Annotated in this window: 18 protein-coding genes and 1 tRNA gene; 16 read left to right on the top strand and 3 right to left on the bottom strand. The window is 68.2% G+C overall.

Annotated features, from left to right (window positions below):
- Positions 1 to 63: 63 nt before the first annotated feature.
- Positions 64 to 672, top strand: a complete 609-nt coding sequence (locus IT182_14865; GenBank protein MCC6164629.1) for a hypothetical protein — start codon at positions 64 to 66, stop codon at positions 670 to 672.
- Positions 673 to 733: 61 nt separating this feature from the next.
- Here the strand turns inward: IT182_14865 and IT182_14860 are convergent.
- A tRNA-Glu gene (locus IT182_14860) sits at positions 734 to 808 on the bottom strand.
- Positions 809 to 884: 76 nt separating this feature from the next.
- On the opposite strand from IT182_14860, the gene IT182_14855 reads away from it, so the two are divergent.
- The 5 genes from IT182_14855 (at position 885) to IT182_14835 (ending at position 6,176) form a co-directional block, all read left to right on the top strand.
- On the top strand, positions 885 to 2,285 hold the full coding sequence (locus tag IT182_14855) for a M23 family metallopeptidase (GenBank protein ID MCC6164628.1): 1,401 nt from the start codon (positions 885 to 887) through the stop codon (positions 2,283 to 2,285).
- 4 nt (positions 2,286 to 2,289) lie between these two features.
- The gene (gene cyoE, locus IT182_14850) at positions 2,290 to 3,180 is read left to right on the top strand and encodes a protoheme IX farnesyltransferase (protein ID MCC6164627.1); all 891 of its coding nucleotides are present in this window, start codon (positions 2,290 to 2,292) and stop codon (positions 3,178 to 3,180) included.
- Positions 3,181 to 3,266: 86 nt separating this feature from the next.
- Positions 3,267 to 3,680, top strand: a complete 414-nt coding sequence (locus IT182_14845; GenBank protein ID MCC6164626.1) for a DUF420 domain-containing protein — start codon at positions 3,267 to 3,269, stop codon at positions 3,678 to 3,680.
- Positions 3,681 to 3,741: 61 nt separating this feature from the next.
- Positions 3,742 to 4,482: an SDR family oxidoreductase gene (locus IT182_14840; GenBank protein MCC6164625.1), complete on the top strand. Its 741-nt coding sequence runs from the start codon at positions 3,742 to 3,744 to the stop codon at positions 4,480 to 4,482.
- Positions 4,483 to 4,574: 92 nt separating this feature from the next.
- Entirely contained in the window at positions 4,575 to 6,176 is a 1,602-nt protein-coding gene (locus IT182_14835) for an alpha/beta hydrolase fold domain-containing protein (protein ID MCC6164624.1), read from the top strand.
- 98 nt (positions 6,177 to 6,274) lie between these two features.
- On the opposite strand, the gene IT182_14830 is transcribed toward IT182_14835, so the two are convergent.
- Entirely contained in the window at positions 6,275 to 8,707 is a 2,433-nt protein-coding gene (locus IT182_14830) for a DUF1343 domain-containing protein (GenBank protein MCC6164623.1), read from the bottom strand.
- A gap of 127 nt (positions 8,708 to 8,834) precedes the next feature.
- Here IT182_14830 and IT182_14825 point away from each other — a divergent pair, with 127 nt between their 5' ends.
- The 10 genes from IT182_14825 to IT182_14780 all read left to right on the top strand — a co-directional run bounded on the left by IT182_14825 (position 8,835) and on the right by IT182_14780 (position 19,258).
- The gene (locus tag IT182_14825; GenBank protein ID MCC6164622.1) at positions 8,835 to 11,141 is read left to right on the top strand and encodes an enoyl-CoA hydratase/isomerase family protein; all 2,307 of its coding nucleotides are present in this window, start codon (positions 8,835 to 8,837) and stop codon (positions 11,139 to 11,141) included.
- A complete protein-coding gene (locus IT182_14820; GenBank protein MCC6164621.1) occupies positions 11,141 to 11,908 on the top strand; it encodes an alpha/beta hydrolase in 768 nt (255 codons plus the stop codon). Before IT182_14825 ends, IT182_14820 begins: the two co-directional genes overlap by 1 nt.
- The gene (locus IT182_14815; GenBank protein ID MCC6164620.1) at positions 11,905 to 13,068 is read left to right on the top strand and encodes an acetyl-CoA C-acyltransferase; all 1,164 of its coding nucleotides are present in this window, start codon (positions 11,905 to 11,907) and stop codon (positions 13,066 to 13,068) included. Before IT182_14820 ends, IT182_14815 begins: the two co-directional genes overlap by 4 nt.
- The gene (locus IT182_14810) at positions 13,065 to 13,631 is read left to right on the top strand and encodes a hypothetical protein (protein MCC6164619.1); all 567 of its coding nucleotides are present in this window, start codon (positions 13,065 to 13,067) and stop codon (positions 13,629 to 13,631) included. Before IT182_14815 ends, IT182_14810 begins: the two co-directional genes overlap by 4 nt.
- A complete protein-coding gene (locus tag IT182_14805) occupies positions 13,619 to 14,428 on the top strand; it encodes a 1,4-dihydroxy-6-naphthoate synthase (GenBank protein MCC6164618.1) in 810 nt (269 codons plus the stop codon). Before IT182_14810 ends, IT182_14805 begins: the two co-directional genes overlap by 13 nt.
- An 84-nt stretch (positions 14,429 to 14,512) precedes the next feature.
- On the top strand, positions 14,513 to 16,135 hold the full coding sequence (locus tag IT182_14800; protein ID MCC6164617.1) for an acyl-CoA dehydrogenase family protein: 1,623 nt from the start codon (positions 14,513 to 14,515) through the stop codon (positions 16,133 to 16,135).
- Positions 16,136 to 16,162: 27 nt separating this feature from the next.
- Entirely contained in the window at positions 16,163 to 16,792 is a 630-nt protein-coding gene (locus IT182_14795) for a DUF1684 domain-containing protein (protein MCC6164616.1), read from the top strand.
- Position 16,793: 1 nt separating this feature from the next.
- Positions 16,794 to 17,492 (top strand): HAD family phosphatase, encoded by a 699-nt coding sequence (locus IT182_14790; protein MCC6164615.1) that lies wholly within the window; start codon positions 16,794 to 16,796, stop codon positions 17,490 to 17,492.
- Positions 17,489 to 18,385 carry a transglutaminase family protein gene (locus IT182_14785; protein MCC6164614.1) on the top strand — a complete coding sequence of 299 codons (897 nt, stop codon included), beginning with the start codon at positions 17,489 to 17,491 and terminating at the stop codon, positions 18,383 to 18,385. The genes IT182_14790 and IT182_14785 overlap by 4 nt, the downstream gene beginning before the upstream one ends.
- A gap of 84 nt (positions 18,386 to 18,469) precedes the next feature.
- Positions 18,470 to 19,258 (top strand): RNA methyltransferase, encoded by a 789-nt coding sequence (locus IT182_14780; GenBank protein ID MCC6164613.1) that lies wholly within the window; start codon positions 18,470 to 18,472, stop codon positions 19,256 to 19,258.
- 74 nt (positions 19,259 to 19,332) lie between these two features.
- Here the strand turns inward: IT182_14780 and IT182_14775 are convergent, their stop codons facing one another.
- Complete coding sequence (locus IT182_14775; GenBank protein ID MCC6164612.1) at positions 19,333 to 22,200, bottom strand: TonB-dependent receptor; 2,868 nt, start codon at positions 22,198 to 22,200, stop codon at positions 19,333 to 19,335.
- Positions 22,201 to 22,534 lie beyond the last annotated feature (334 nt).

The raw sequence follows: 22,534 nt of genomic DNA, 5'->3' as shown, positions 1-22,534 counted from the left end.
CGCGGACACCCGGACTGGCACGACGTTTGATTCATGGGTAGGTGTCGCCGGAAGGGGGACACCATGAATCGCACACTGCCAGTCGTCTCGCTCGTCTCGCTCCTCACCCTTGGAACGCCTGCCCTGTCATTGGCACAGCCTGTCATGGCGACCGTGCAGTTCGGTGTCGCACGCGGACCGTTCCAGCGGAGTTTCGACGAGGGATACAGGTCAGGCCTCCGGAGCGGCGAACGCGACGCACGCAGTGGCCGCCGGCCCGACTTCCGCCTGCATGCCGACTACCGCCGAGGAACGAGGGGCTGGGGCCACGACAACTCGGCCGGCGGCGACGCGTTCCGCCGCGGGTTCGCACGCGGATATGGCGACGGCTACGACCGCGTGCGCATCTCCGTTCGTCCGGGTCATCCGAGCTACCGCCGCCCGGGAGTGGTGGCACCGCCGCGCGGCGGGTACGCCTACTCGCCGGCAGCCCAGCGCGGATTCGACGATGGCTACCGCGACGGCCGCAACGACGCCCGCGACGGCGATCGGTACGAGCCGCTGCGCAAGAAGAAGTATCGCAACGGCGACGAGGGTTACAGCAACCGCTTCGGGTCCCGGGAACGGTACAAGATCGAGTACCGCCAGGCGTTCAGGGACGGCTACGACAGCGGATACAGGGACGGGCGGTGACTCGTCGGCAGCCCCAACCGCGGAAGCGGCGCCGGGCTGCCGGCAGACTGCGTGCCATGGTTGGTAGCGGTACGGGGATTCGAACCCCGGTCCCGTGGCTGAGAACCACGTGTCCTAACCCCTAGACGATACCGCCGCCCGGGCACACAGACTCTCAAGACTACGGGCAGCGCCCGTGGCTGTCAACCCGCCATTCGGCTACCATCGCGCAGATGCGTACGCTGCTGTCGATCGTCGTGGGGGTCCTGATTGCCGCGGCCCTCGTGTGGTTCCTCGCGGGTCGTGCGGCAGGTCCCACGATCGCCGTTGACGCGCCCGCCGCTGTCGTCGGCGTCAGGACGCCGTTGAAGGTGGACGTCTTCTCGCCGGGTGGCACGCTCACGGATCTGGACGTGAGCGTCGAACAGAACGGACAGGCGCAGTCGATTGGTACGCTGGCCGCACCGCAGGGGCTGGCGCTCACGCCCGGTGCCGACAAGGTCACTGTGACGGGCGAGATCGGGAGACAGTCGGCACCCGCGCTCCAGAGCGGCGCGGCGACGATCGTCGTGCGGGCCACGCGCCCCGTGCTGTTCGGGCTGCGCGAGGTCGCGTCCACCCTGCGCAAGGACGTCCAGGTGCGCCTCACGCCGCCGACGCTCTCGGTGCTCTCGCAGTTCCACTTCATCAACCAGGGCGGCGCGGAAGTCGTCGTCTATCAGGTGAACCCCGCCGACGTCGAATCGGGCGTGCGCGTGGGCGAGACGGAGTATGCCGGCCTGCCCGCGTCGGGCGCGGGCATCGCGAACGCCGCGCCAGGCCTGCGCGTGGCGTTCTTCCCGTTCACGTACGACCGGACGCCGAACACGCCTGTGGCGCTGTGGGCACGAGACGAAGCGGGCAATACCGGTCAGGCGGGTCTCGATTCCAGGGTGAACGTCAAGCAGTTCCGCAGGAGCACGATTCCGCTCGACGATGCGTTCCTGCAGAAGGTGGTGCCGGCCATCCTGCAGGCCACGCCGGACCTGCGCGTGGACGATCCGAACGATCTGCTCGCGAGTTACCTGGCGATCAATCGCGAGCTGCGCCGGCGGAACAACGAGACGATCCGGCAGATCGGCGTCACGAAGTCCGCGAAGGAGATTCTGTGGCGCGGGCCGTTCCGTCAGATGATGAACTCGGCGGTCGAAGCCGGGTTCGCCGACGACCGCACGTACGTCTACCAGGGCAAGTCCGTGGATCGGCAGACGCATCTCGGGTTCGACCTCGCCTCCACGCAGCACGCCCCGATCCTCGCTGCCAACCGCGGCGTGGTGGTGTATGCCGGTTATCTCGGGATTTATGGCAACTGCGTGATCGTCGATCACGGCATGGGCCTGCAGACGCTCTATGCACACCTCAGTTCGATCGGCGTACAGGAAGGACAGGCCGTCGAGATGAACGCCGAGCTCGGACGCAGCGGGCAGACGGGCCTGGCGGGCGGCGACCACCTGCACTTCACCACGGTGCTGCACGGCGAGTTCGTGACACCCGTGGACTGGTGGAGTGCGCAGTGGATCGAGGATCGCGTGATGCGGAAGCTGCGCGCCGCCGGTGCGCCGGCCGCGGCATCGACACCGGCCGGAGCGCCCTAGAGCGATGCAACCTGAAGCGATCGCCTACCCCGTCGTCTCGAGTCGGTTCGCCGACTACCTCCAGCTCACCAAGCCGCGGCTGAACCTGCTCGTCGTCTTCTCGACGGGCGTGGGCTACTGGCTCGGCGTCGCCGGCCATGTGAGTCCCGCCGTGCTGTTCCACACAGTGGTCGGTACGGCACTGGTCGCCGGGGGGTCGGGCGTCTTCAACCAGTTGTACGAACCCGACGTGGACGCCCTGATGGCGCGTACGCGGCTTCGTCCACTCCCCGATGGCCGCGTGACACCGTGGCGCGCGTTCGTGTTCGGCATGGTGCTGTGCACGATCGGCCTCGCGCAACTCGCGTTCGGCGTCAACCTGCTGAGCGCCGTCGTCGCCTACGCCACCCTCGTCTCCTACGTCGTGTGGTACACGCCGATGAAGCGCCGCTCTTCGCTGGCCACCGTCGTCGGCGCGATTCCAGGCGCGCTGCCGCCGGTGATCGGCTGGGCCGCCGCGACGGGCACCGTGAGCCGGGAGGCGTGGCTGCTCTTCGCGATCCTGTTCCTGTGGCAGATGCCGCACTTCCTCTCGCTGGCGTGGCTGTTGCGCGAGGAATACGAACGCGCGGGCTTCCCCGTGCTGCCTGTGGTCGAGCCCACGGGTCGCAGTACGGCGCGGCAGACGGTGATGTACACGGCGGCGCTGATTCCCGTGAGCCTCGCGCCGGCGCTCACCGGGCTGGCCGGCCCCCTGTATTTCGCCGTCGCACTGGTATTGGGCGTGGCGTTCCTGTGGCTCGCCGCGCGGTTCGCCCGCGACCTCCACCGCACCACCGCGCGACGCCTGTTCCTCGGCTCGCTGATCTATCTGCCTCTGATCTGGATCTTCATGATCGCCACGCGGGTGCCGTGACGCAGGCGGCACAGGGCCTACAGCTCGCGCTCCATCCGGTGCCCGGCTACCGGTGCCCGGCCGCAGGCCGTGATACATGATCTGACGTGGCTGTTTCCGATCTGCCTGCGCTGAACGCAACGCTCAATACGCTGGCGACGTGCTTCCTGCTCGCCGGCTATGTCTTCGTGAAGCGCAAGCAGGTGAACGCGCACCGCGCGTGCATGGTGGGCGCGCTGACGATGTCCGCGCTCTTTCTCGTCAGCTACGTCATCTACCACGCCAACGCGGGATCGCGACCGTTCACCGGGACGGGACCGATTCGCGTCGTCTACTTCTCGGTCTTGATCTCTCACGTGATACTCGCCACGGCGATCGTGCCGCTGGTGCTCGTCACCGTCTCGCGGGCGCTCTCGCGCAGGTTCGACGCCCACAGGCGCATCGCACGCATCACATGGCCGTTGTGGATGTACGTCTCGGTGACAGGCGTGGTGGTCTACCTGATGCTGTACAGGATGTAGGAGCATCCATTGTGGGTGCTGGAATCCGGCGGAGAACCGACGTGCGAATGGAGACCTCGCGGTGTCGCTGACAAACAGAGTGGCGCTCGTCACCGGAGGGCGACGTATCGGTCAGGTGGTGGCCGAGGAGCTCGCCCGTGCGGGTGCCGACGTCGTGCTGTCGTACCGCTCGTCACGGCAGGAAGCGGAAGCGACGGCGTCGCGCGTGCGAGCGCTCGGGGCGCGGGCGCTGGTGGTGCAGGCTGACGTGAGTCGCCCCGACGACTGCGCGCGGCTCGCCGACGTGATTGCGTCGGAGATGGGCGCGCTCGACATCCTCGTCAACATGGCGTCGACGTACGTCTCCAGACAACTCGAATCGATCGACGAGGCGGCGTGGCGGGCCGACATCGACGCGAACCTGTCGTCGGCCTTCTACGTCACGCACGCGATGCTGCCGCTGCTTGGCCGCCAGCGGCCCGCGCACGTCGTCCACTTCACCGACTGGCTGCCCGCGAGCGGACGTCCCGCGTACACGGGCTATGTGGCGTACTACGTCGCGAAGGCGGGCGTGAAGGCACTCACCGAAGCGCTGGCGCTCGAACTCGCGCCGGCCGGCATCCTCGTCAACGCCATCGCCCCCGGCCCCATCGTCGCGCCGCCGGACATGGACGCGGAGGAAATCGACATCGTCGCCGCCGCCACACCGCTCCAGCGATGGGGCGGCGAGATGGAAGTCGCGCGCGCCGTCCTGTTCCTCGTCACGACGGCATTCGTCACTGGAGAAACGGTCCGCGTCGACGGCGGCAGGCACGTGAGGTGATGAGTCCGGCAACCGGCAATGGGCAACCGGCAACCGGTCCGCCTTCGGCATTCGATGGAGCGGCGTTGCGACTGCTGGTCTTGTTACCGCTGATGTGTGCGCTCACAGGTTCGGCCTGTCAGACACAGGTGCGGGGCGAGGACTGCCTGCCGCTCACGCCCGACGGCAGCCAGGGCGCGGCATTGCTGCCTGGCGGGTTGATGAACGTGCGCTACGGCGGCACGTCGCGTGAACCGCTGCGGCTCGACGTGTATCCCCACGCCGACGGGCCTGGCAAGCCCGGCCCCTCCGACGAGATGGGTGTAGAGGCCGGGCTTGCCCGGCCCGCCCGGCCGCTCGCACTCGTGCTGCGCGGCGGCGCGGGCACCGTCGGTCAGCGCTCGTCGTACGTCGGCCAGTTGATCGAGACGTTCGGCGACGCCGGGTACGTCGTGGCCACCGCCGACTATCGTTTCGGCGTCGTGAGCACCGCGGCCGACGATGTGCAGCGCGCGCTGGCGATGCTGACGATGTGTCACGCGACAGCGCTGCACGTGGATGCCAGGAGGACGGTGCTGGTTGCCGAAGACAGCGCGGCGCCCGTCGCGTTGCATCTCGCGGACACGCTGCACCGGCTGCGGCTCGGACGATTCGGCGGCGCGCCTCAGGCACCCGCGGCTGTCGTGATTGCCGGAGGGCGCTTCGACAACGTCGTTCCCCCCGTCGTCCCGACATACATCGTGCACGGTGGCAGTGACAGTGACGTGCCGCTCGCCCGGGCGCGCGCAGCGTGCACGGGCGCTACTGCTGCATGCGACGTCGTGGAGGTCGCCGGGGCGAGCCATCGCGTGGAGAACTGGTGGCCGTCGCAGTGGGGCTACAAGGCGGCGATGCTGCGCGCACTGGACGCGCGCATCGGCGCGGTCCCCGAAGCCGCACATCCGTCGCCCGCAGGCGGCCTGCACAAGCGCGTCGTGTTCGACGCCGTGAACGGGCTCACGCTCGATGCGTGGGTCCCGGCCGGAGAGACACCGCACGCAGCCGTCGTGATCGTGCATGGCGGCGGATGGGAAGCCGGCGACCGCGTCACGTACGCAACACCGATGGTGCAGCTGGCCTCGTCGCTCGACATCGCGTGGGTGTCGATCGACTACAGGCTCACGCCACGGGTCACCAATCGCGAACAGATGACTGACGTCGCGACGGCGCTGGCGTGGCTGCGCGAACACGGCCGTCCGCTGCGGATCGATCCGTCGAAGCTGATCCTCGTCGGCGAATCCGCCAGTGGACAGATCGTGACGCATCTCGCCGCAACGGAGCGCTCACTCGCCGGCGTGGTGTCCTTCTACGGGGTGTACGACATCGAGGCGATGGCGGGCGATCCGGCCAACCCGCGCTCCCTGGCGCGCCGGCTGTTCGGCCTGACCTCGCTCGACGACCCCGCACGCGAGACGCTGCGCGCGTTCTCGCCCGTGCGTCACGCTGCGAAGGAGATGCCACCGCTCCTGCTCGTCGCCGGCACGTCGGATCGCCTGATCGATCAGCAGCGCGCGTACGTCGCCACGGTGCGATCCGCCGGCGCCCGCGTCACGGCCGTCGAAATCGATGGCGCCCCGCACGGCATGGAAGCCTGGCACGACCAGCCTCGCTGGCGCATCTGGGAGCGGGAGGTCGCCGCCTGGCTGCGGGGGGTGATCGGGGTGAATGCCGAATGACGAATGCCGAATGACGAAAAAGGCACCACGTTCCGGTGCCCGGCGATCGGTGCCCGGTGGCCTGCCGCGCCGTAGCGCGCCAGCGCGAAGGCGGGCCCCTACTTGTACATCAGGTATTTCGCGCGCAGCGTGTGCCAGGCGACTTCGTCGGTGGACCACTGTTCTGCGAGGAGTGCCGGATCTTCGCCCGTGAGCGCGCGCGCGAGTTGATCGGCCGATCCATACAGGATGGCCGTGCGCTTCAGATCGAGCTTGCCGGGAAACAGGCGGCCAAGCGCGCTCACGATCTCCAGCCCCACGCGCACCGGACGCAGCGCCGTGCGATCGGTGACGATGAAGTACACGCCCTGGCACTCCTCGTCCTTGTACACGCTCGCGTTGGGCGTGAAGGTGATCGGGTAGAAGCGGATGCCGGGCAGGTTCCGTGCGTTGAGCGCCTCGGCGAGCAGCAGGCCATCGATCCACGGCGCGCCGATCCGCTCGAACGGCGCGTCAGTGCCGCGCCCCACCGAGAGGTTCGCGTACTCTACGGCGCCGATGCCCGGATACAGCGTGGCCTGCGTCACGTTGCGCATGTTCGGCGACGGATTCACCCACATAAGCGCCGTCTCGTCCCACCACGACTCGCGCGACCAGTGCTGCAGCGGCACCACCGTGAGCGTTGCGCCAATCTTCCCCTCTTCGTTGAACAGCCTCGCCAGTTCGCCCAGTGTCATCCCGTGCCGTACCGGCATCGTCGGCCAGTAGGCGATGTACGGCCGCTGTTCGCCCGCGGGACTCGGGTCCGGCTTCGGTCCCTCGACCTGCCAGCCGTTGACCGGGTTCGGACGGTCGAGGACGACCACTTCGAAGTTCTGCGCCGCCGCATCCTCGAGAAGGTAGCCGAGCGCGGACATGTACGTGTAGAAGCGGCTGCCGATGTCCTGCAGGTCCACCACCATCGTGTCGATGCCCTTCATCGTCTCGGGCGTGACGCGGCGCGTCTTGCCGTAGAGGGAGTGGATCGCGAGCCCCGTCTTCTCGTCGACAGATGACGGCACTTCCTCGTCGAGGATGCCGCGGATGCCGTGTTCGGGACTGAAGAGCGCCACGAGCGTGAGGTTCTTCGCGGCCGCGAACGCATCGATGGTGGACTGCCCGCCGCGCGTGCGGCCGGTGTGATTGGTGAGCAGGCCGATCTTCCTGCCGGCGATCCGCGCGAACGACTCGGCCTGCAGCACGTCGATGCCCGTCATGGTTCGCATCGCGGGTCGCGCCGGAATCACTCCCGACGCGGGTGTCTGCGAGAAACCGTGCGTGCTCACCACGGGCGTCGGCGCGACACGAATCGCACCGCCAGCGATGTTGGCGACCTTCGCGCGCAGGGCCGTGACGTCGCCCTTGCCGTCGGGATGCACGCGATTGGACAGGAACACGACGAACGTCCGCGTACCGGGGTCGATCCACAGCGACGTGCCGGTGAAGCCCGTGTGGCCGAACGACAGCGTCGGCGTCAGGTCACCTTTGTTGGCCGAGAAACTGGAGTTGATGTCCCAGCCGAGCCCGCGCACGTTGCGCTGTCCCGGGGGCGTCGACGGCGACGTCATGCGCGCAACAGTCAGCGGCGACATGATGCGCACGCCTTCGAGCTGGCCGCCGTTGAGCAGCATGCGCGCGAACCGCGCGAGATCGGCGGCCGTGGTGAACAGTCCTGCATGACCCGCCACGTTGTCCATGCGCCGCGCCGTCGGGTCGTGGACCACGCCACGCAGCCACGTGCCGCCGTCCTGGCCGCACGGATACGAGATCGGCAGGCACTTCTCCGTCGGCGCGATGCGGCGTGCGAGCGACGCGGGCGGCTTGAACATCGTGTCCTTCATCCCGAGCGGGATGAAGATGCGCTTGCGCGTGAACTCGTCGAGCGGCTCACCGGACACCACGCGGACGATGTGGCCGAGGAGGAAATAGTTGATGTCCGAATAGATGACGCGCACGTCGAGGCCTGCCACGGGCACTTCGTCCGTGGCTTTCGAGATGGCGGTGTCGTAGCCGTTCCATTCCGGGTTGAACTCGAGGTCTGGCCTGAGTCCGGACGTGTGCGTCATCAGGTGACGGATCGTGATATCGCGCTTGCCGTAGCGCTCGAAGCCCGGGATGTGCAGCGCCACCCGATCGGTAAGTCGAAGCCTTCCCTGCTCGACCAGCATCATGATGGCCGTTGTCGTGGCGACGACCTTGGTGAGCGACGCGGCATCGAAGATGGTGTCGGCCGTCATCTTCTCCGGCGCCGGCTGCAGCGAGCGCTGGCCGATCGACGCCTGCCAGGCGATCCCCGTCTCCGTGCCCACGGCTACCACGGCGCCGGGCAGTTCCTTGCGTGCGACGGCCTCTTCGACGAGCGCCGGGATGCGGGCGAGCCGCGGCAGGTCGAACCGGCTCGACGCCGACGCGGGGCGTGCGCGCCGCGCCGGCGTCTGGGCGCTGACGGCAGGCGCATGCGCAAGAACGCCGATCAGCAGGCAGGCAACATACAAGGTGAACGGTCGCGACATGACTCGGCATTATCTACCCGAACACCGCCGGTGAGGCGTGGCCTCCCACTGCTCCAACCGGTTGCCGGTTGCCCATTGCCGGTTGCCGGTCCTTGTTTCCTGCGCTCCTGATGAATAATGCGCAGACGTGTCGAAGCCCCTTCGCAACGCCATCGTGGTCGGCGCCGGGACGATGGGTGCGCAGATCGCCGCGCATCTGGCCAATGCCGGCGTCCCGGTCCACCTGCTCGATGTCGACGCCGCCGCGGCGGCAGCCGGCTGGAAGCGCGCGCAGGCGCTGAAGCCTGACCCGCTCTTCACCGCGGAGCAGGGTGCGCTCGTGCGCACCGGTGCCATCGACGATGGTGATTTCGGCAGTGCCGACTGGATCATCGAAGCCATCGTCGAGCGGATCGAGCCCAAACGCACGTTGTTCGAGCGGATCGACGCCGAACGCGGGTCCGAGACGATCGTCAGCTCGAACACGTCTGGCCTGCCGCTGACGAGCCTCGTCGAGGGACGATCCGACGCGTTCGCGAGCCATTTCGTCGGCACGCACTTCTTCAATCCGCCGCGCTACATGCCGCTTGTCGAAGTGATCCCCGTTGCCGCGACGAGCGACGACACGGTGGCGCGCGTGCGGCACTGGCTCGACGTCAGGCTCGGGCGTAGCGTGGTGGTGGCGAAGGACTCGCCCAACTTCATCGCGAACCACATCGGCCTGTACGGCCTCTTCGCGGTACTGCGCGCCTGGGAACTGGGGCCGTTCGACATCGACACGATCGACGCGATGACGGGTCCCGCGATCGGCAGACCGAAGAGCGCGACGTTCAGGACGCTCGACATCACGGGCCTCGACGTCGCGGTCCAGGTGGCACGCAACTTCGTCGAGCGCACCACGGATCCCGCGCTGCGCGAGTTGTTCACTGTGGGTCCCCGCATCGCCGGCCTGCTCGAGCGTGGATGGATCGGCGAGAAGGCCGGCCAGGGCTTCTTCAAGCGCGTGAAGGGCCCGGGCGGGGCGTCCGAGATCCTCGTCCTCGATCCGGCCACGTTCGAGTACGTGCCGCGCATACCCGTCGTACGCCCGGCGCTCGACGCATTGCGCGACGCACGGGGCGGTGCCGCCGGACGCATCAAGGCGCTGATGCTGGGTTCCTCGGAGGAGTCGGCGTTCACGCGCGCCACGCTCGGCGGGACGCTGCTCTACACCGCGCGCGTCTGGCCGCAGATCGCCCACCACATCGACGATGTGGACAGGGCGATGCGATGGGGGTTCGGCTGGGACCTGGGCCCGTTCGAGATCATCGACGCGATCGGAATCGAGGCGCTGATCGGTGCGATGCGCGGCGAGTCGGGAACGTCCGACGACCTCCCGCCGATCCTCGCCGACGCCCGTGCCGCGGGGCGCGATACGGTTCGCGAACGGGGTGCCTTCCGCGCGGAACCCGCCGAGCTGTTGATTCTCGCCAGTGCGCGCGAACGGCAGGCTGTCGTGGCGTCCAACACCGCGGGGTCGATCCTCGACACCGGCGACGGCGTCTTCGCCGTCGAACTGCACTCGAAGATGAACGCCATCGGCGGTGACACGCTCGCGATGATCCAGGAGGGCCTCGATCGCGCCGAGCGAGAGGGTATCGGCCTCGTGATCGGCACGCAGGGCCCCGTGTTCTCGGCGGGCGCCAACCTGCTGCTCGTGCTGATGGAAGCGCAGGATGGCGAGTGGGATGCGCTCGACGCGATGGTGCGGACGTTCCAGCGCACGGTGCTGCGGCTGCGCGACGCGCAGGTGCCCGTCGTGACGGCGATCAACGGGCTCACGCTCGGTGGCGCAACCGAGATGGCGCTGCACGCGTCGGGCGTGCAGGCCGCGGCCGAGACGTACATGGGGCTCGTCGAGGTTGGTGTCGGCGTCATCCCTGCCGGCTGCGGCACCAAGGAAATGCTGTGGCGTGCAATGCAGCAGCGGCCGTCGACGCAGGCCGACGTGCTGCCGTTCGTGCAGCGCGTGTTCGAGACGATCGGCTTCGGTCTCGTCTCGACGAGCGCGGCGCACGCACGCGCGCTGGGGTACCTGCGTCAGGGCGATGCGGTGAGCATGCATCGCACGCGCCTGCACGCCGATGCACGCGAGCTCGTGAAAGCGCGCGCCGCCTCGTACGCGCCGGGTCACGCGCCCGCGGCGATTCCCGTCGGCGGTCCCGATGTGCGGGCGGCGCTCGACCTCGGCGTCCACCTGGCACACCGGGCCGGGCGGATCAGCGACCACGACGCGACGATCGGCCGCAGGCTCGCGTGGATCCTCGCCGGTGGCGACGTGCCGCACGCCACGGAGGTCAGCGAAGCGTCCCTGCTCGATCTCGAACGCGAGGCGTTCCTGAGCCTGTGTGGCGAACCCAAGACCCAGGCCCGCATCGCGTACACGCTCGAAACGGGCAAGACGCTCCGGAACTGATGATCGTCACGGGACACGGACCCACGCTGCTGGTGATCCCCGGCATCCAGGGACGCTGGGAGTGGATACGTCCGGCGGTCGAGGCTCTCGCGCGCCGCCATCGCGTGGTGAGCTACTCGCTCGCGGGCGAACACGGGACGGTGCCGCCCCTCGCGCCCGCGTCGTTCGACGACCTCGTCCGGCAGGCGATCAACGCGCTCAACCGCGTCACGAGCGGCCCGGCGATCGCGTGCGGCATCTCGTATGGCGGGCTGGTGGCCATCAGGCTGGCCGCGCGATTTCCCGAACGCGTGCGGGCGCTCGTGCTGGCGTCGCCTCTCAACGCCGACTACACGCCAGACGCGCGCATCAGCCGCATGGCGAACCACCCGTACCTGCTCGCCCCGGTGTTCTTCGGCGGATCACCCCGTCGCGTCATGCCGGAGTTGCGCGCTGCGTACGGCGGTGCGTGGCACACACGGGCGCTGGCGATGCTCGGGCTCGCCGTGCAGGCGCCACAGTCGCCCGGACGCATGGCGCACCGGCTGCACCTCCTTGCCGGCGAGAACCTCGTGCATGACTGCCGGCAGGTTCACCAGCCGACGCTGCTGGTCACCGGTGAGCGTGGACTCGATCGCATCGTGCCGGCCGAGGCGAGTTGCCGGATGATGGACTGGCTGCCCAACGCGCGACACGTGACGCTCGACCGCACGGGACACTGGGGCTGCGTGACGCGTCGTGACGTGTTCGCCGAGGAGGTGGCGCGCTTCGTGGAGACAATACCGTGACAGATGCCGTTCTCGTCGCCGCCGTCAGGACACCTGCCGGCAAGGCTCCGAAGGGCCGGTTCCGATACATGCGTCCCGACGATCTCGCCGCACTGGCCCTCCAGGCGGCGCTCGCGCGCGTACCGGCGCTCGATCCCGCGCTCGTGGACGACGTGATGCTGGGTTGCGCGATGCCCGAAGCCGAACAGGGCATGAACGTGGCGCGCATCGCCAGCCTGCGCGCGGGCGTGCCGCATACGGCGTCGGCCGTGACGGTGAATCGCTTCTGCGCGTCGGGCCTCGAAGCGATCGCGTGTGCCGTCGATCGCATCAGAGCGGGAAGCGCCGACGTGGTGCTCGCCGGCGGTACCGAGTCGATGAGCCTCGTGCCGATGGGCGGCCACAAGATCGCGCCGAACCCGACGCTCGTGGCCGGCTATCCGGATGTGTACCTGACGACGGGCCTCGTCGCCGAGAACCACGCACGCGAGTATGGCATCTCGCGCGAGGCGCAGGACGCGTACGCGCTGGAGAGTCATCGCCGCGCCATCGCCGCACAGCAGGCAGGACGCTTCGACGCCGAGATCGTCCCGGTGGTGTGCCAGGGACAGATCGATCGCGTCGAGGTGACCGCAGACGAGGGTCCCCGTGCCGACACGTCGCTCGACGCATTGGCGAAGCTCAGACCCGCGTTCCATGCGAAGGGCACCGTGACGGCGGGTAACTCGTCGCAAATGAGCGATGGCGCGGCCGCCGTTGTCGTGATGAGCGAGACGCGCGCGCGGGAACTCGGTCTCACGGCGCTCGCACGCCTCGTCGCGTACGCCACGGCTGGCGTGGAGCCGGAGCGGTTCGGCATCGGCCCCGTACCCGCCGTGCGCAAGCTGCTCGTGCGAACCGGCCTCACGCTCGACGACATCGACCTCATCGAGCTGAACGAAGCGTTCGCGAGCCAGGTGCTCGCGTGCGCGCACGATCTGGACCTCGACCTCGCGAAAGTGAACGTCAACGGCGGCGCGATCGCGCTCGGCCATCCGCTCGGCTGCACCGGCGCGAAGCTCACGGCGACGATCGTGCACGAACTGGCGCGGCGCAAGGCACGGTACGGCATCGTGACGATGTGCGTGGGAGGCGGGATGGGAGCCGCCGGCCTCATCGAGAACCTGGGACCGCGCGCGTGACGCCGCACATTCTCGTCGTCGCGGCGACGGCGATGGAGCTCGCCCCACCCGCAGGATGGCGCACGCTCGTGTGCGGAGTAGGCCCCGTCGACGCGGCCGTGGCGACGGCGACAGCGCTTGCCACCGACAAGCCTGCGGCGATCGTCCTCGTCGGTATCGCCGGTGCACGTCGACGTGCGGCGCTCGCACCGGCCACGCTCGTGATCGGCACCGAAGCGCGATACGTGGACCTCGGCGTACCGGAACGCTTCGCGCCGTCGATCGTGGCGGCGTCTCCACAACTGGTCGACGCTGCGGCTCGCGCGCTCCCGTCGGCACCGCGTCTGGCGATCGGCACCAGCGCACGCGTGGGCGGCACGACGGGCGAGGACGTCGAAGCGATGGAGGGTTTCGCGGTGCTGCGCGCCGCACGGCAGGCGGGTGTTCCCGCTGTCGAGATCCGGGCGATCTCGAACGAGATCGAAGAGGCGGACCGGGCACTGTGGCACTTCGACGCGGCGATCGCGGCGATCGCCAGCGCCACGCCGCGTGTCGTGCACGAGGTGGCGCGATGCGTGATCTGACGTTCGGGTATTCGCCGTGTCCGAACGACACGTTCGCGTTCCACGCGCTCACGTTCGGGCTCGTCGATGCACCGTTCCGCGTGAAGCCCGTGCTGCTCGACATCGAGGAACTGAACCGGCGCGCGCACGACGGTGAGTTCGACCTCACGAAGCTGAGCGTCGGCGCGTTCGCGGCCGTCGGCGATCGGTATCGCCTGCTTCGCAGCGGCGCGGCGCTCGGCCGTGGCGTGGGGCCGCTCGTCGTGGCGCGCGCGGCGATGTCGCTCGCCGATGCCGCACGCGGGCGCGTGGCGATACCCGGCCGCGAGACGACGGCGTATCGGTTGCTGCGCCTCGCGCTGGAACGACAGGGCGGGTCCCTGCGCGGCGAACCGGAACTTCCCGAGTTCGTGGAGATGCGCTACGACCGCATCCTCCGCGCCGTCGCCGCCGGCATCGTCGATGCCGGCCTCATCATCCACGAGAGCCGCTTCACGTATCGCGACCATGGTCTCGTGCAGGTGATCGACCTCGGCACGTGGTGGGAAGGCGAGACCGGGCTGCCGGTACCGCTCGCGGGCATCTGCGTGCGCAACGACGTGGATGACACGACACGCGCCAACGTCGAGCGCGCGATTCGCGCGTCGGTGCGCCACGCGTTCGATCACCCCGGCGCGAGCCGCGCGTACGTCAGCGCGCACGCACAGGAGATGTCGCCCGAAGTCTGCGCGCAGCACATCGCGCTCTACGTCAACCAACACAGCCTCGACATCGGCGACGATGGATACGAAGCGATCCAGCGATTGATCGCCGTGTAGGGCTCGGACATTCCCATGAACTGGCTCTTCAGCACTGATTCGGCAAGGGTGTTCACTCCTGAGGATTGCGGCGACGAGCACCGCATGATCGGGTCGACGGCGGCAGCGTTCGTCGAGCAGGAGGTGTGGACGCGCCGGGAGGCACTCGAGGCGAAGGACTGGGCGCTCGCGCGGTCGCTCGTACACCAATGCGGCGAACTCGGCCTGCTCGGCGTCGACGTCCCGGAGGCGTTCGGCGGCGTGGGACTCGACGTCGTCAGCTCCGTCATCGTCTCCGAAGCGATGGGCCGCTACGCGTCGTTCGCCACGACGACAGGTGCGCACATGGGACTGTGCGTCATCCCGATTCTGTGGTTCGGCACGCCGGAGCAGCGCGCGGCATACCTGCCGCAACTCACGGCGGGTACGATGGTGGGCGCTTACGGATTGAGCGAGGCGGCGTCGGGATCCGACGCGCTCGGCGCGCGTGCCACTGCCACGCGACTGCCCGATGGCGGTTACGAGCTCAACGGCGAGAAGCTCTGGATCACCAACTGCGGGTTCGCCGATCTCTTCGTCGTCTTCGCCAAGGTCGACGGCGAGCACTTCACCGCATTCCTCGTGCCGCGCACGACGCCCGGCGTGACGCCCGGACGCGAGGAACACAAGATGGGGCTGCACGGATCGTCGACGGCGCCGCTGCTGTTGCAGGGCGCACGCGTCGGAGCCGACGCCGTGCTCGGTGAGGTCGGCAAGGGACACAAGGTCGCGTTCACGGTCCTCAACTACGGCCGCTTCAAGCTCGGCGCCATGACGACGGGCGGGGCGAAGTTCATGCTGAAGGACGCCGCTCGGTACGCGGCGGAGCGACGGCAGTTCGGGCAGCCCATCGCGAACTTCGGTGCGATCAGGATGAAGCTGTCCGAGATGGCGGCGCGTACCTACGCCGCGGAGAGCGCGCTGTATCGACTCGCGGGCTCGCTCGATGACACGGAACTGCCGCATGAGTCGCGCGCGCGTGTGTTCGAGCAGCATGCCGTCGAGGCGTCGATCCTGAAGGTGCTCGCGAGCGAGACGCTGCAGTACGTGCTCGACGAGGACGTCCAGATCCACGGCGGGAACGGCTTCGTTCGCGACTATCCGGCCGAAGGGGCGTATCGCGACGCGCGCGTGAACCGCATCTTCGAGGGGACCAACGAGATCAACAGGCTGCTGCTCGCGGGTCAGATCGTCCGCGCGGCGGCGAAGGGCGAGATTCCGCTGATCGCCGCCGCGAAAGCGCTGCCGGGCCAGTTCCCGTTGCTGCCGCTCACGCCGCCAGAGGAACCTGTCGCACTGCTGGCGCACGTCGCGTCCGGGCTCAGGCAGGCCACGATCCTGCTTGCCGGGGCGGCGATGCAGCGCTACCAGGAGCGGCTCGCCGACGAGCAGGAGGTCCTGATGTGGATCGCGGACCTCGCCATCGACGCGTACGCCATCGACAGCACGGCGATCCGCGCGGCGCGTGCCATCGCGCGTGGCGACGCGTCTGTGGACACACATCGCCACGCGGCGCTCATCGCCGCCACCGAAGCCGCGCTGCGTGCCGACACGCTCCTGCGGCGCGCGCTGCCAGCCGTGCTCGACGGCGACGTCCTCCGCATCGCCCTCTCCGGCGCCAGGCGCCTGCTGAAGCTCCCGCCGGTAGACCAACGCCCCTGGCGCCGCGCATTGGCCGCATCGCTGTAGCCGACGAGCAGCATGTATTCTTGCCTCGTGAGTCTTTCTCTCCGATCGACCGGGGCGATGATCGCGGCGTGCCTGCTGTACGGCTGCTCGACGCAGCCGCCGCAGGTCGATCACACCGCCAGCCTCGCCGCACAGCGCGCCGCCAAGGACGCGATGTTCGCGCAGGCGGCCGATTCGCCCGTACAGCCGGAGAACCGCGCGCGCTTCCTGCCGCTCGCGTACTACCCGATCGATGCGGCGTGGCGCACGCCCGCATCCCTCGCACCGCTGTCTGACGCCGAATCGCCCGCCTTCGAGATGCCCACCTCGACAGGCCAGCGTCGTCAGATGCGCAGGGCCGGCAAGCTGCGCTTCTCGATCCACGGCGAGACGTACGTGCTCACCGCGTTCGTGAGCGCCGACGACAGCACACGCCAGCGGCTCTTCGTGCCCTTCCGCGACACGACAGCCGGGATCGAGACATATCCCTCCGGCCGGTACCTCGATCTCGATCGCACGCCGACGGGCCTCTACGACATCGACTTCAACGCGGCCTATCAGCCGTACTGCTACTACGACCCGACGTACGATTGCCCCATCCCTCCACCCGAGAACCGTCTCGCGGTGCCCATCAGGGCCGGGGAGCGAATGCGCGACAGCCTGAAACTGGAACGGTGACATGCTCGCAGGTGTGATCTTCGACTTCGATGGCGTGCTCGCGGACAGCGAGCCCGTCCACCTGCAGGTCTTCCAGGACGTGCTCGACCAGATCGGCATCACGCTGACGGCCGAGGAGTACTACGAGCGATACCTCGGTTACAGCGACAGGGACGCCTTCGCGGAAGTGTTCCGCGACAGGGGCGTGACGATGGACGCCGCGGAGATCGAGGCACTGCTGGAACGCAAGAAGGGCCTGTTTCCGCGGGCAATCGGCGATCACACCCTGTACGCCGGCGCGGCGGCGTGCGTGGCGCGCGTGGCGGGGCGCGTGCCGATCGCGATCGCGTCCGGCGCGCTGCGCCAGGAGATCGAGCTGATTCTCGATCGGAGCGGACTCCGCGATCGCTTCCCGGTGATCGTCGCCGCCGGCGAGACGCCGCGCAGCAAGCCGGCGCCCGATCCCTATGCCCGTGCGTTCGAACTGCTTCGCGAGTCAGGCGCGCTGCGCGCCGGTGCAACACCTGCCGACGTCGTGGCGATCGAGGACTCCGAATGGGGCCTGCAAGCCGCGCGCGGCGCGGGCCTGCGGACGGTGGCGGTGCTGACCTCGTATCAGCGCGACAAGCTGCCGAGCGCCGACGCGTGGCTGCCGTCGATCGCCGACGTCACGCTCGACGTCCTCGACGAGGTGGTGTCGCGCGCGAGGGCTACGACGTGACACCCGACGAGGTCTCGGCGTTCCTGACGCTGGCGCAGCGGCCGGGCGAGGACGACCTGGCGGAAGCCGCGCTGCATCTTGCGCGGCTCGAGTATCCGGCGCTGCGGACCACCGACACGCTTGCGCAGTTGCAGGTACTGTCGGAGCGCGCGCGCCTACACGTGCAGTCGTCGGCAACGCACGGGGACGTGCTGGGCCACCTTCAGAGTCTCGGCCAGTTCCTCTTCGACGACGAGGGCTTTTCCGGCAGTCCCGACGACTACGACGACCCTCGGAACAGCTTCCTCAACGACGTCCTGACGCGGCGCACCGGCATTCCCATCACCCTGTCGGTGGTCTACATGCACGTGGGCAGGCGCGCCGGGCTGTGGCTCGAAGGCGTGAATTTCCCGGGCCATTTCCTCGTGCGCTGCAAGGGCCTGCTCGGCGACGCGGCACCGACCGAGGACCTGATCCTCGATCCGTTCCACGGCGGCATCGTGCTCACCGAACGTGACTGCGCGCGGTTGCTCTCGAAGCACGCCGGATCGGACTCACGGTTCGATCGCGTGCTGCTGGCGCCGGCGTTCAAGGCGCAGATCCTGGTGCGGATGCTCGTGAACCTGAAGCGAGCCTACGCGAAGCTTCGATCGTTCGCGCGGGCTCGCGACGTCTCCGATCTGTTGCTGGCCCTCGACCCGACGTCGCTGACCGAGCTCCGCGACAGGGGCCTGCTCTCCTACCAGATGGGCCACTTCGGCGTGGCGCTCGCCGACCTCGAGCGCTATCTCGCCCTCACCTCCCGTCGTCCGCGCCGCGACGAGGGCGATGACGAGTCGGACGAGCGGGAGGAGTTCGAGGCGCTCTGGGAGCACGTCAAGCAACTGCGCCGCCGCGTCGCCTCACTCAACTGAGGTGGCCCTCGCCCCTCGGCCTTGGGCCTTCGTCCCGCTCCGCGTCTTTGGCAAGCTGTTCGTCATTCGTCATTCGTCATTCCCATGAACTGGCCCACCGCCCTCACCGATCCAGGTGCGTTGCGTACGCAGGGGCTCTTCGTTGCAGAAGGTCGCATGGTGGTGCAGCGGATTCTCGACGGCGCGGCCGGTGGGCCAGAGGCGATCGTGTCGGTGATGGCGGTTCCGGCGGCTGTCAGCGCACTCGACCTCGAAGGGCGACTCGGGGATTGCCTCGACGTCCGCACGCCAGCCGAGATGGCCGCGATCACGGGCTTCTCGTTCCATCGCGGCGTGTTGGCGCTCGTGCGCCGGCCTCGACCGCTGGCTGTCGACGAGGCCCTCGACAGCGGCGGTCCGCGTCGCGTGCTCCTCATCGAGCGTCTTGCGGACGCCGACAATGTCGGCAGTTGCTTTCGCAACGCACGCGCGTTCGGCGCGACGTGCGTGCTTGTCGACGACCGATCCGCCGACCCGCTCTATCGGAAGGCGGTTCGCACGTCGACGGGACACGTGCTCGACATGTCCTGGGCGCAGGCACCGATCGACGAACTGCTCGACGCGCTCACCGCGCGCGGCATCGTGACGATCGGGCTGACGCCTCGTGCGACGGATTCGATCGAGCGTGTTCATGCTGACATGGCGGGTGATGCGTCGATCGCCGTGCTCGTCGGCAACGAGGGAGATGGACTGTCCGCCGAGACACTCGTCCGCTGCGACCGCCTCGCGCGCATCCCGATGTCGCCTGCCGCGGATTCCCTGAACGTCGCCACGGCAGCGGCGATCGCGCTGTACGTGGCCTTTCAACGCAGACAGGGCCAGCCCATGGGCTGACCCTGTTCACAGTCACGACTTCCGTTCGACACGGAATCGGCCAACATCGGTCGGCCGATTCCGCGCTCGGGACTTCAGAACACCACGCGGACGCCGAAGCGGAGGATGCGCGGTGCCACGATGCCAGTCACGAAGTTGGCGTTGGCCGACGTCTGGTTCAGGCTGCGCGTGAGCACGGTGTTCACGTTACCCACGTTGAACACGTCCATGCTGCCTTCCACGCTGCGACGGCCGAACACGAAGCGCTTCGAGACGCGCAGGTCGATGGTCTGGAGCGTGTCGTAGCGGGTGTCGCCCCACGTGTCGTAGTACAGGTTCACCGTACCGGCCGCGTTGATGCGCGGCAGCGTCAGCACGCGGCGAGGATAGATATAGCCCTGCCGCGCGTTGTAGAACGCACCGACGTTGATGTCCCACGGGGCGGTATAGACACCCGAGAGCTTGACGAGGTGCTTGGCGTTCGGGAAGACGTTGTCGATGCCGCTGCCGCCGGCCTCAGGCGCGTACTGGCCACCGTTGTAGATCGCGTAGTTGGTGGGATCCGACGTCGTGCTGTAACCCTCGATGCTGGCGAACTTGTCCACCGCGCTGTTGAACGCGTAGCTGCCGTCGAACATCCACCTGTTGGCCATCCGCTTGGTGAACACGGCTTCGATGCCGTTGAACGACCTCGTGTAGCCATCCCGGTTCATCGTGCGCTGGGCCGCCGGGATCTGGAAGTTGGGCTGGTAGTACCTGAGCGGCGAGCACGTCGTCCCCGACACCGGGCAGTTCGGCGTGAACGTGGCCTCGGTCCAGTCGGCGGCGGTGATGCCGACACGCTTGTCGAAGCGGAAGTCCGAGTAGTGCCGGTAGATGTAACTGAGCGACACGGCCATCCGCCGGCCGAGCTGGTGATCGATGGTGGCGGTCCACTCGACGGTCTTGTCGTTCCTCGTGTTCGTGTCGACCGAATTGGGCGTGCCGAGTGCGGACGGGTTGTTCGGGTTGTAGTTCCCGCTGAAGGCGAGGATGCGCGTCTGGTCGATCTCGTTGACCGAGACGACGCGGTCGCGGTTGAGGTCGGTCCACGGGAACGTGATGCTGGCCGCCGTGAGCGGGTTGAGGATGGCAGACAGCGAACCCGGCGCAATCTGGCCGTAGTACACCGAGAACGACGACCGCGCCACGGTGCGGCCCGTGCCGAAGATGTCGTAGCCCGCGTTCAGGCGCGGCGACCAGTTGGAGAACACGATGCCGCCATCCGCGCCATCGAAGGTCACGCCGGGCAGCCACTGCGGGATGAGGCGATTGGCCGGCACCGAGGACGCGCGCGCCGAGTCGTCCTGACGATCCCAGCGGATGCCCGCGCTCAACGTCAGCTTGCCCTTCGTGAACGTGTCCGAGATGAAGGCGCTGTGCGTCGTCATGTCGTACGCCGTCGACGAACTGCGATAGAACTGCGCGCGCTCGGCGACACCGTTGCGCTCGAAGACGAAGACATCGCCGCCGTACACGGTGCCGGACTCGCTCGGCGTGTCGCGGAACACGTACCCCACCTTGAAGGCGTGGTCGCCGCCCCACATCGCCGGCTTGAAGTACGTGGACGTGAGCTGGATGCTCGTGGCGGGCCTGTTGAACTCGGACTGGTTGTACGAACGCTCGTAGCGGCCTGTCGTGATCTCCTGGAGGGGCTGGACGTCGATGTTGCCGGGCTGGTTGAAGAGCAGCCCGAAGCCGCCACCCACGTGCGCCCACGCGGCCTCGGCGATCCACCTGTCGCTGAACACGTGGCGGTCGCTGGCCTTGTGCGTCCACACGGGACCTTCCTGGATGTACGTGGTCTCGATCGGTCGCGTGTCGCTCGCGTCGCGAGCGTTGCGGACCTTGTCGGCGAAGTTGCTGTGCCAGGTGAACGTGTTGCCCGAGAAGAGCAGCGCGCTGCCCTTGATGTTGTAGTTGTCCAGCGTCGTCGTGTCGGGGTTCAGGCAGGCGTTCAGGTCGGCGACCGACATCGAGTTCGCCAGCGGATCCGCGGCGTTGACCGGGCACCCCGAGACCTTCTTGAAGAAGTTCACCACGCCGACGTTGACGTCCTGCTTGGAATAGGAACCCCAGAACCATGCGCGGCTGCGCCAGATCGGGCCGCCGCCCTCGATGCCGTAGTCCTTGATGCTCTGAACCGGAGCGCCGGAACGCGCGCCCTGCTTGCGCAGGTCGTCGGTGAGGTTGACCGAGCCGAACTTGTCGTCGGTCACGTAGTAGCGGCCGGACCCGCGGAACTGGTCGCTGCCGCTCTTGGTCACCAGGTTGATGCCCACCCCGCCGGTCTGCTGCGTGACGTCATTGCCGCCCGTGCTGATCTGCAACTCTTCGAGCATGTCGAAGTCGTAGTACACCGCCGAGGCGCCCGTCGCGGCCTGGTCGGTGATGTCCACGCCGTCGAGCAGCCACTTGTTGTTGGTGGTCGTCGCGCCACGCGAGATGTACCCCGACTGCTGCCCCGACTGGCTGCCGCCCACGTTCGTGCGGTCCATCGTGATGCCGGGCGTGCGCTCAAGCATCACCCACGGGTCGCGCGCCGACGGCACGTTCTGCAGCTGTTCCTGCGTGAAATTGGTCTTCGTACCCGCCTTGCGCGTGTCGACCAGCGGCGCCTCGCTCGTGACGGTGACACTCTCCTCGAGCGCCGACACCTCGAGCGTGATGTTCGTGGTCGTGCTGGCGCCGACGTTCACCTGCACGCGTTCGACGATCACCGTCCTGAAACCGGTGAGTTCGAACCTGACGGTGTACAGACCCGGCTGGAGGCCAGGGAAAAGGTAGGTACCCGTGTCGCCCGTGACGGCCGACATCGGCTGCAGTAGCGCGCCGCCGCTGGCGCTCACCGCCACGCCCGGCAGGACGGCGCCGGACGAGTCCACCACGCGACCCACGATGTCGCCGGTTGGTGCCTGCGCCATCGCCGAACCTGCTCCAAACATCATGCACAGCGTCGCCACGAAGGCGAGCAAGTTGCCTCTCATCCGGTTCCTCCTGAATGTTCAAGGAGCCACGACGCCAAGACGCGCCGTGAGCTCGGTCCTGCATACGGCCCGGGACCGCTCGCGACACCTGTCGCCATCACGACAGGACTGCTTCGCCGCGCGCGGGGCAGGCCCGGGACCGACCGGATGCCTGCCGGGTTGAACCGGACCGATGCGGTGGTCACACAGCAACCTTCCTGCCAGCACGACGAAGCCGTGCTGGAGGCGAAATCCTGCGCGTTCAGGCCATGCCACGGGCGCCAGCGGAGTC

It is taken from the genome of Acidobacteriota bacterium, from assembly GCA_020845575.1.
Taxonomy (GTDB): domain Bacteria; phylum Acidobacteriota; class Vicinamibacteria; order Vicinamibacterales; family Vicinamibacteraceae; genus Luteitalea.
The sequence above is the reverse complement of the archived record's forward strand: the minus strand, read 5'-3'. Positions and strand labels throughout refer to the sequence as shown.

Coding starts and splice junctions, on each gene's coding strand:
- IT182_14865 (MCC6164629.1), top strand. CDS start 64: ATGAATCGCACACTGCCAGTCGTCTCGCTCGTCTCGCTCCTCACCCTT.
- cyoE (MCC6164627.1), top strand. CDS start 2,290: ATGCAACCTGAAGCGATCGCCTACCCCGTCGTCTCGAGTCGGTTCGCC.
- IT182_14855 (MCC6164628.1), top strand. CDS start 885: ATGCGTACGCTGCTGTCGATCGTCGTGGGGGTCCTGATTGCCGCGGCC.
- IT182_14790 (MCC6164615.1), top strand. CDS start 16,794: ATGCTCGCAGGTGTGATCTTCGACTTCGATGGCGTGCTCGCGGACAGC.
- IT182_14830 (MCC6164623.1), bottom strand. CDS start 8,707: ATGTCGCGACCGTTCACCTTGTATGTTGCCTGCCTGCTGATCGGCGTT.
- IT182_14780 (MCC6164613.1), top strand. CDS start 18,470: ATGAACTGGCCCACCGCCCTCACCGATCCAGGTGCGTTGCGTACGCAG.
- IT182_14820 (MCC6164621.1), top strand. CDS start 11,141: ATGATCGTCACGGGACACGGACCCACGCTGCTGGTGATCCCCGGCATC.
- IT182_14800 (MCC6164617.1), top strand. CDS start 14,513: ATGATCGGGTCGACGGCGGCAGCGTTCGTCGAGCAGGAGGTGTGGACG.
- IT182_14775 (MCC6164612.1), bottom strand. CDS start 22,200: ATGGCGCAGGCACCAACCGGCGACATCGTGGGTCGCGTGGTGGACTCG.
- IT182_14835 (MCC6164624.1), top strand. CDS start 4,575: ATGTGTGCGCTCACAGGTTCGGCCTGTCAGACACAGGTGCGGGGCGAG.
- IT182_14805 (MCC6164618.1), top strand. CDS start 13,619: ATGCGTGATCTGACGTTCGGGTATTCGCCGTGTCCGAACGACACGTTC.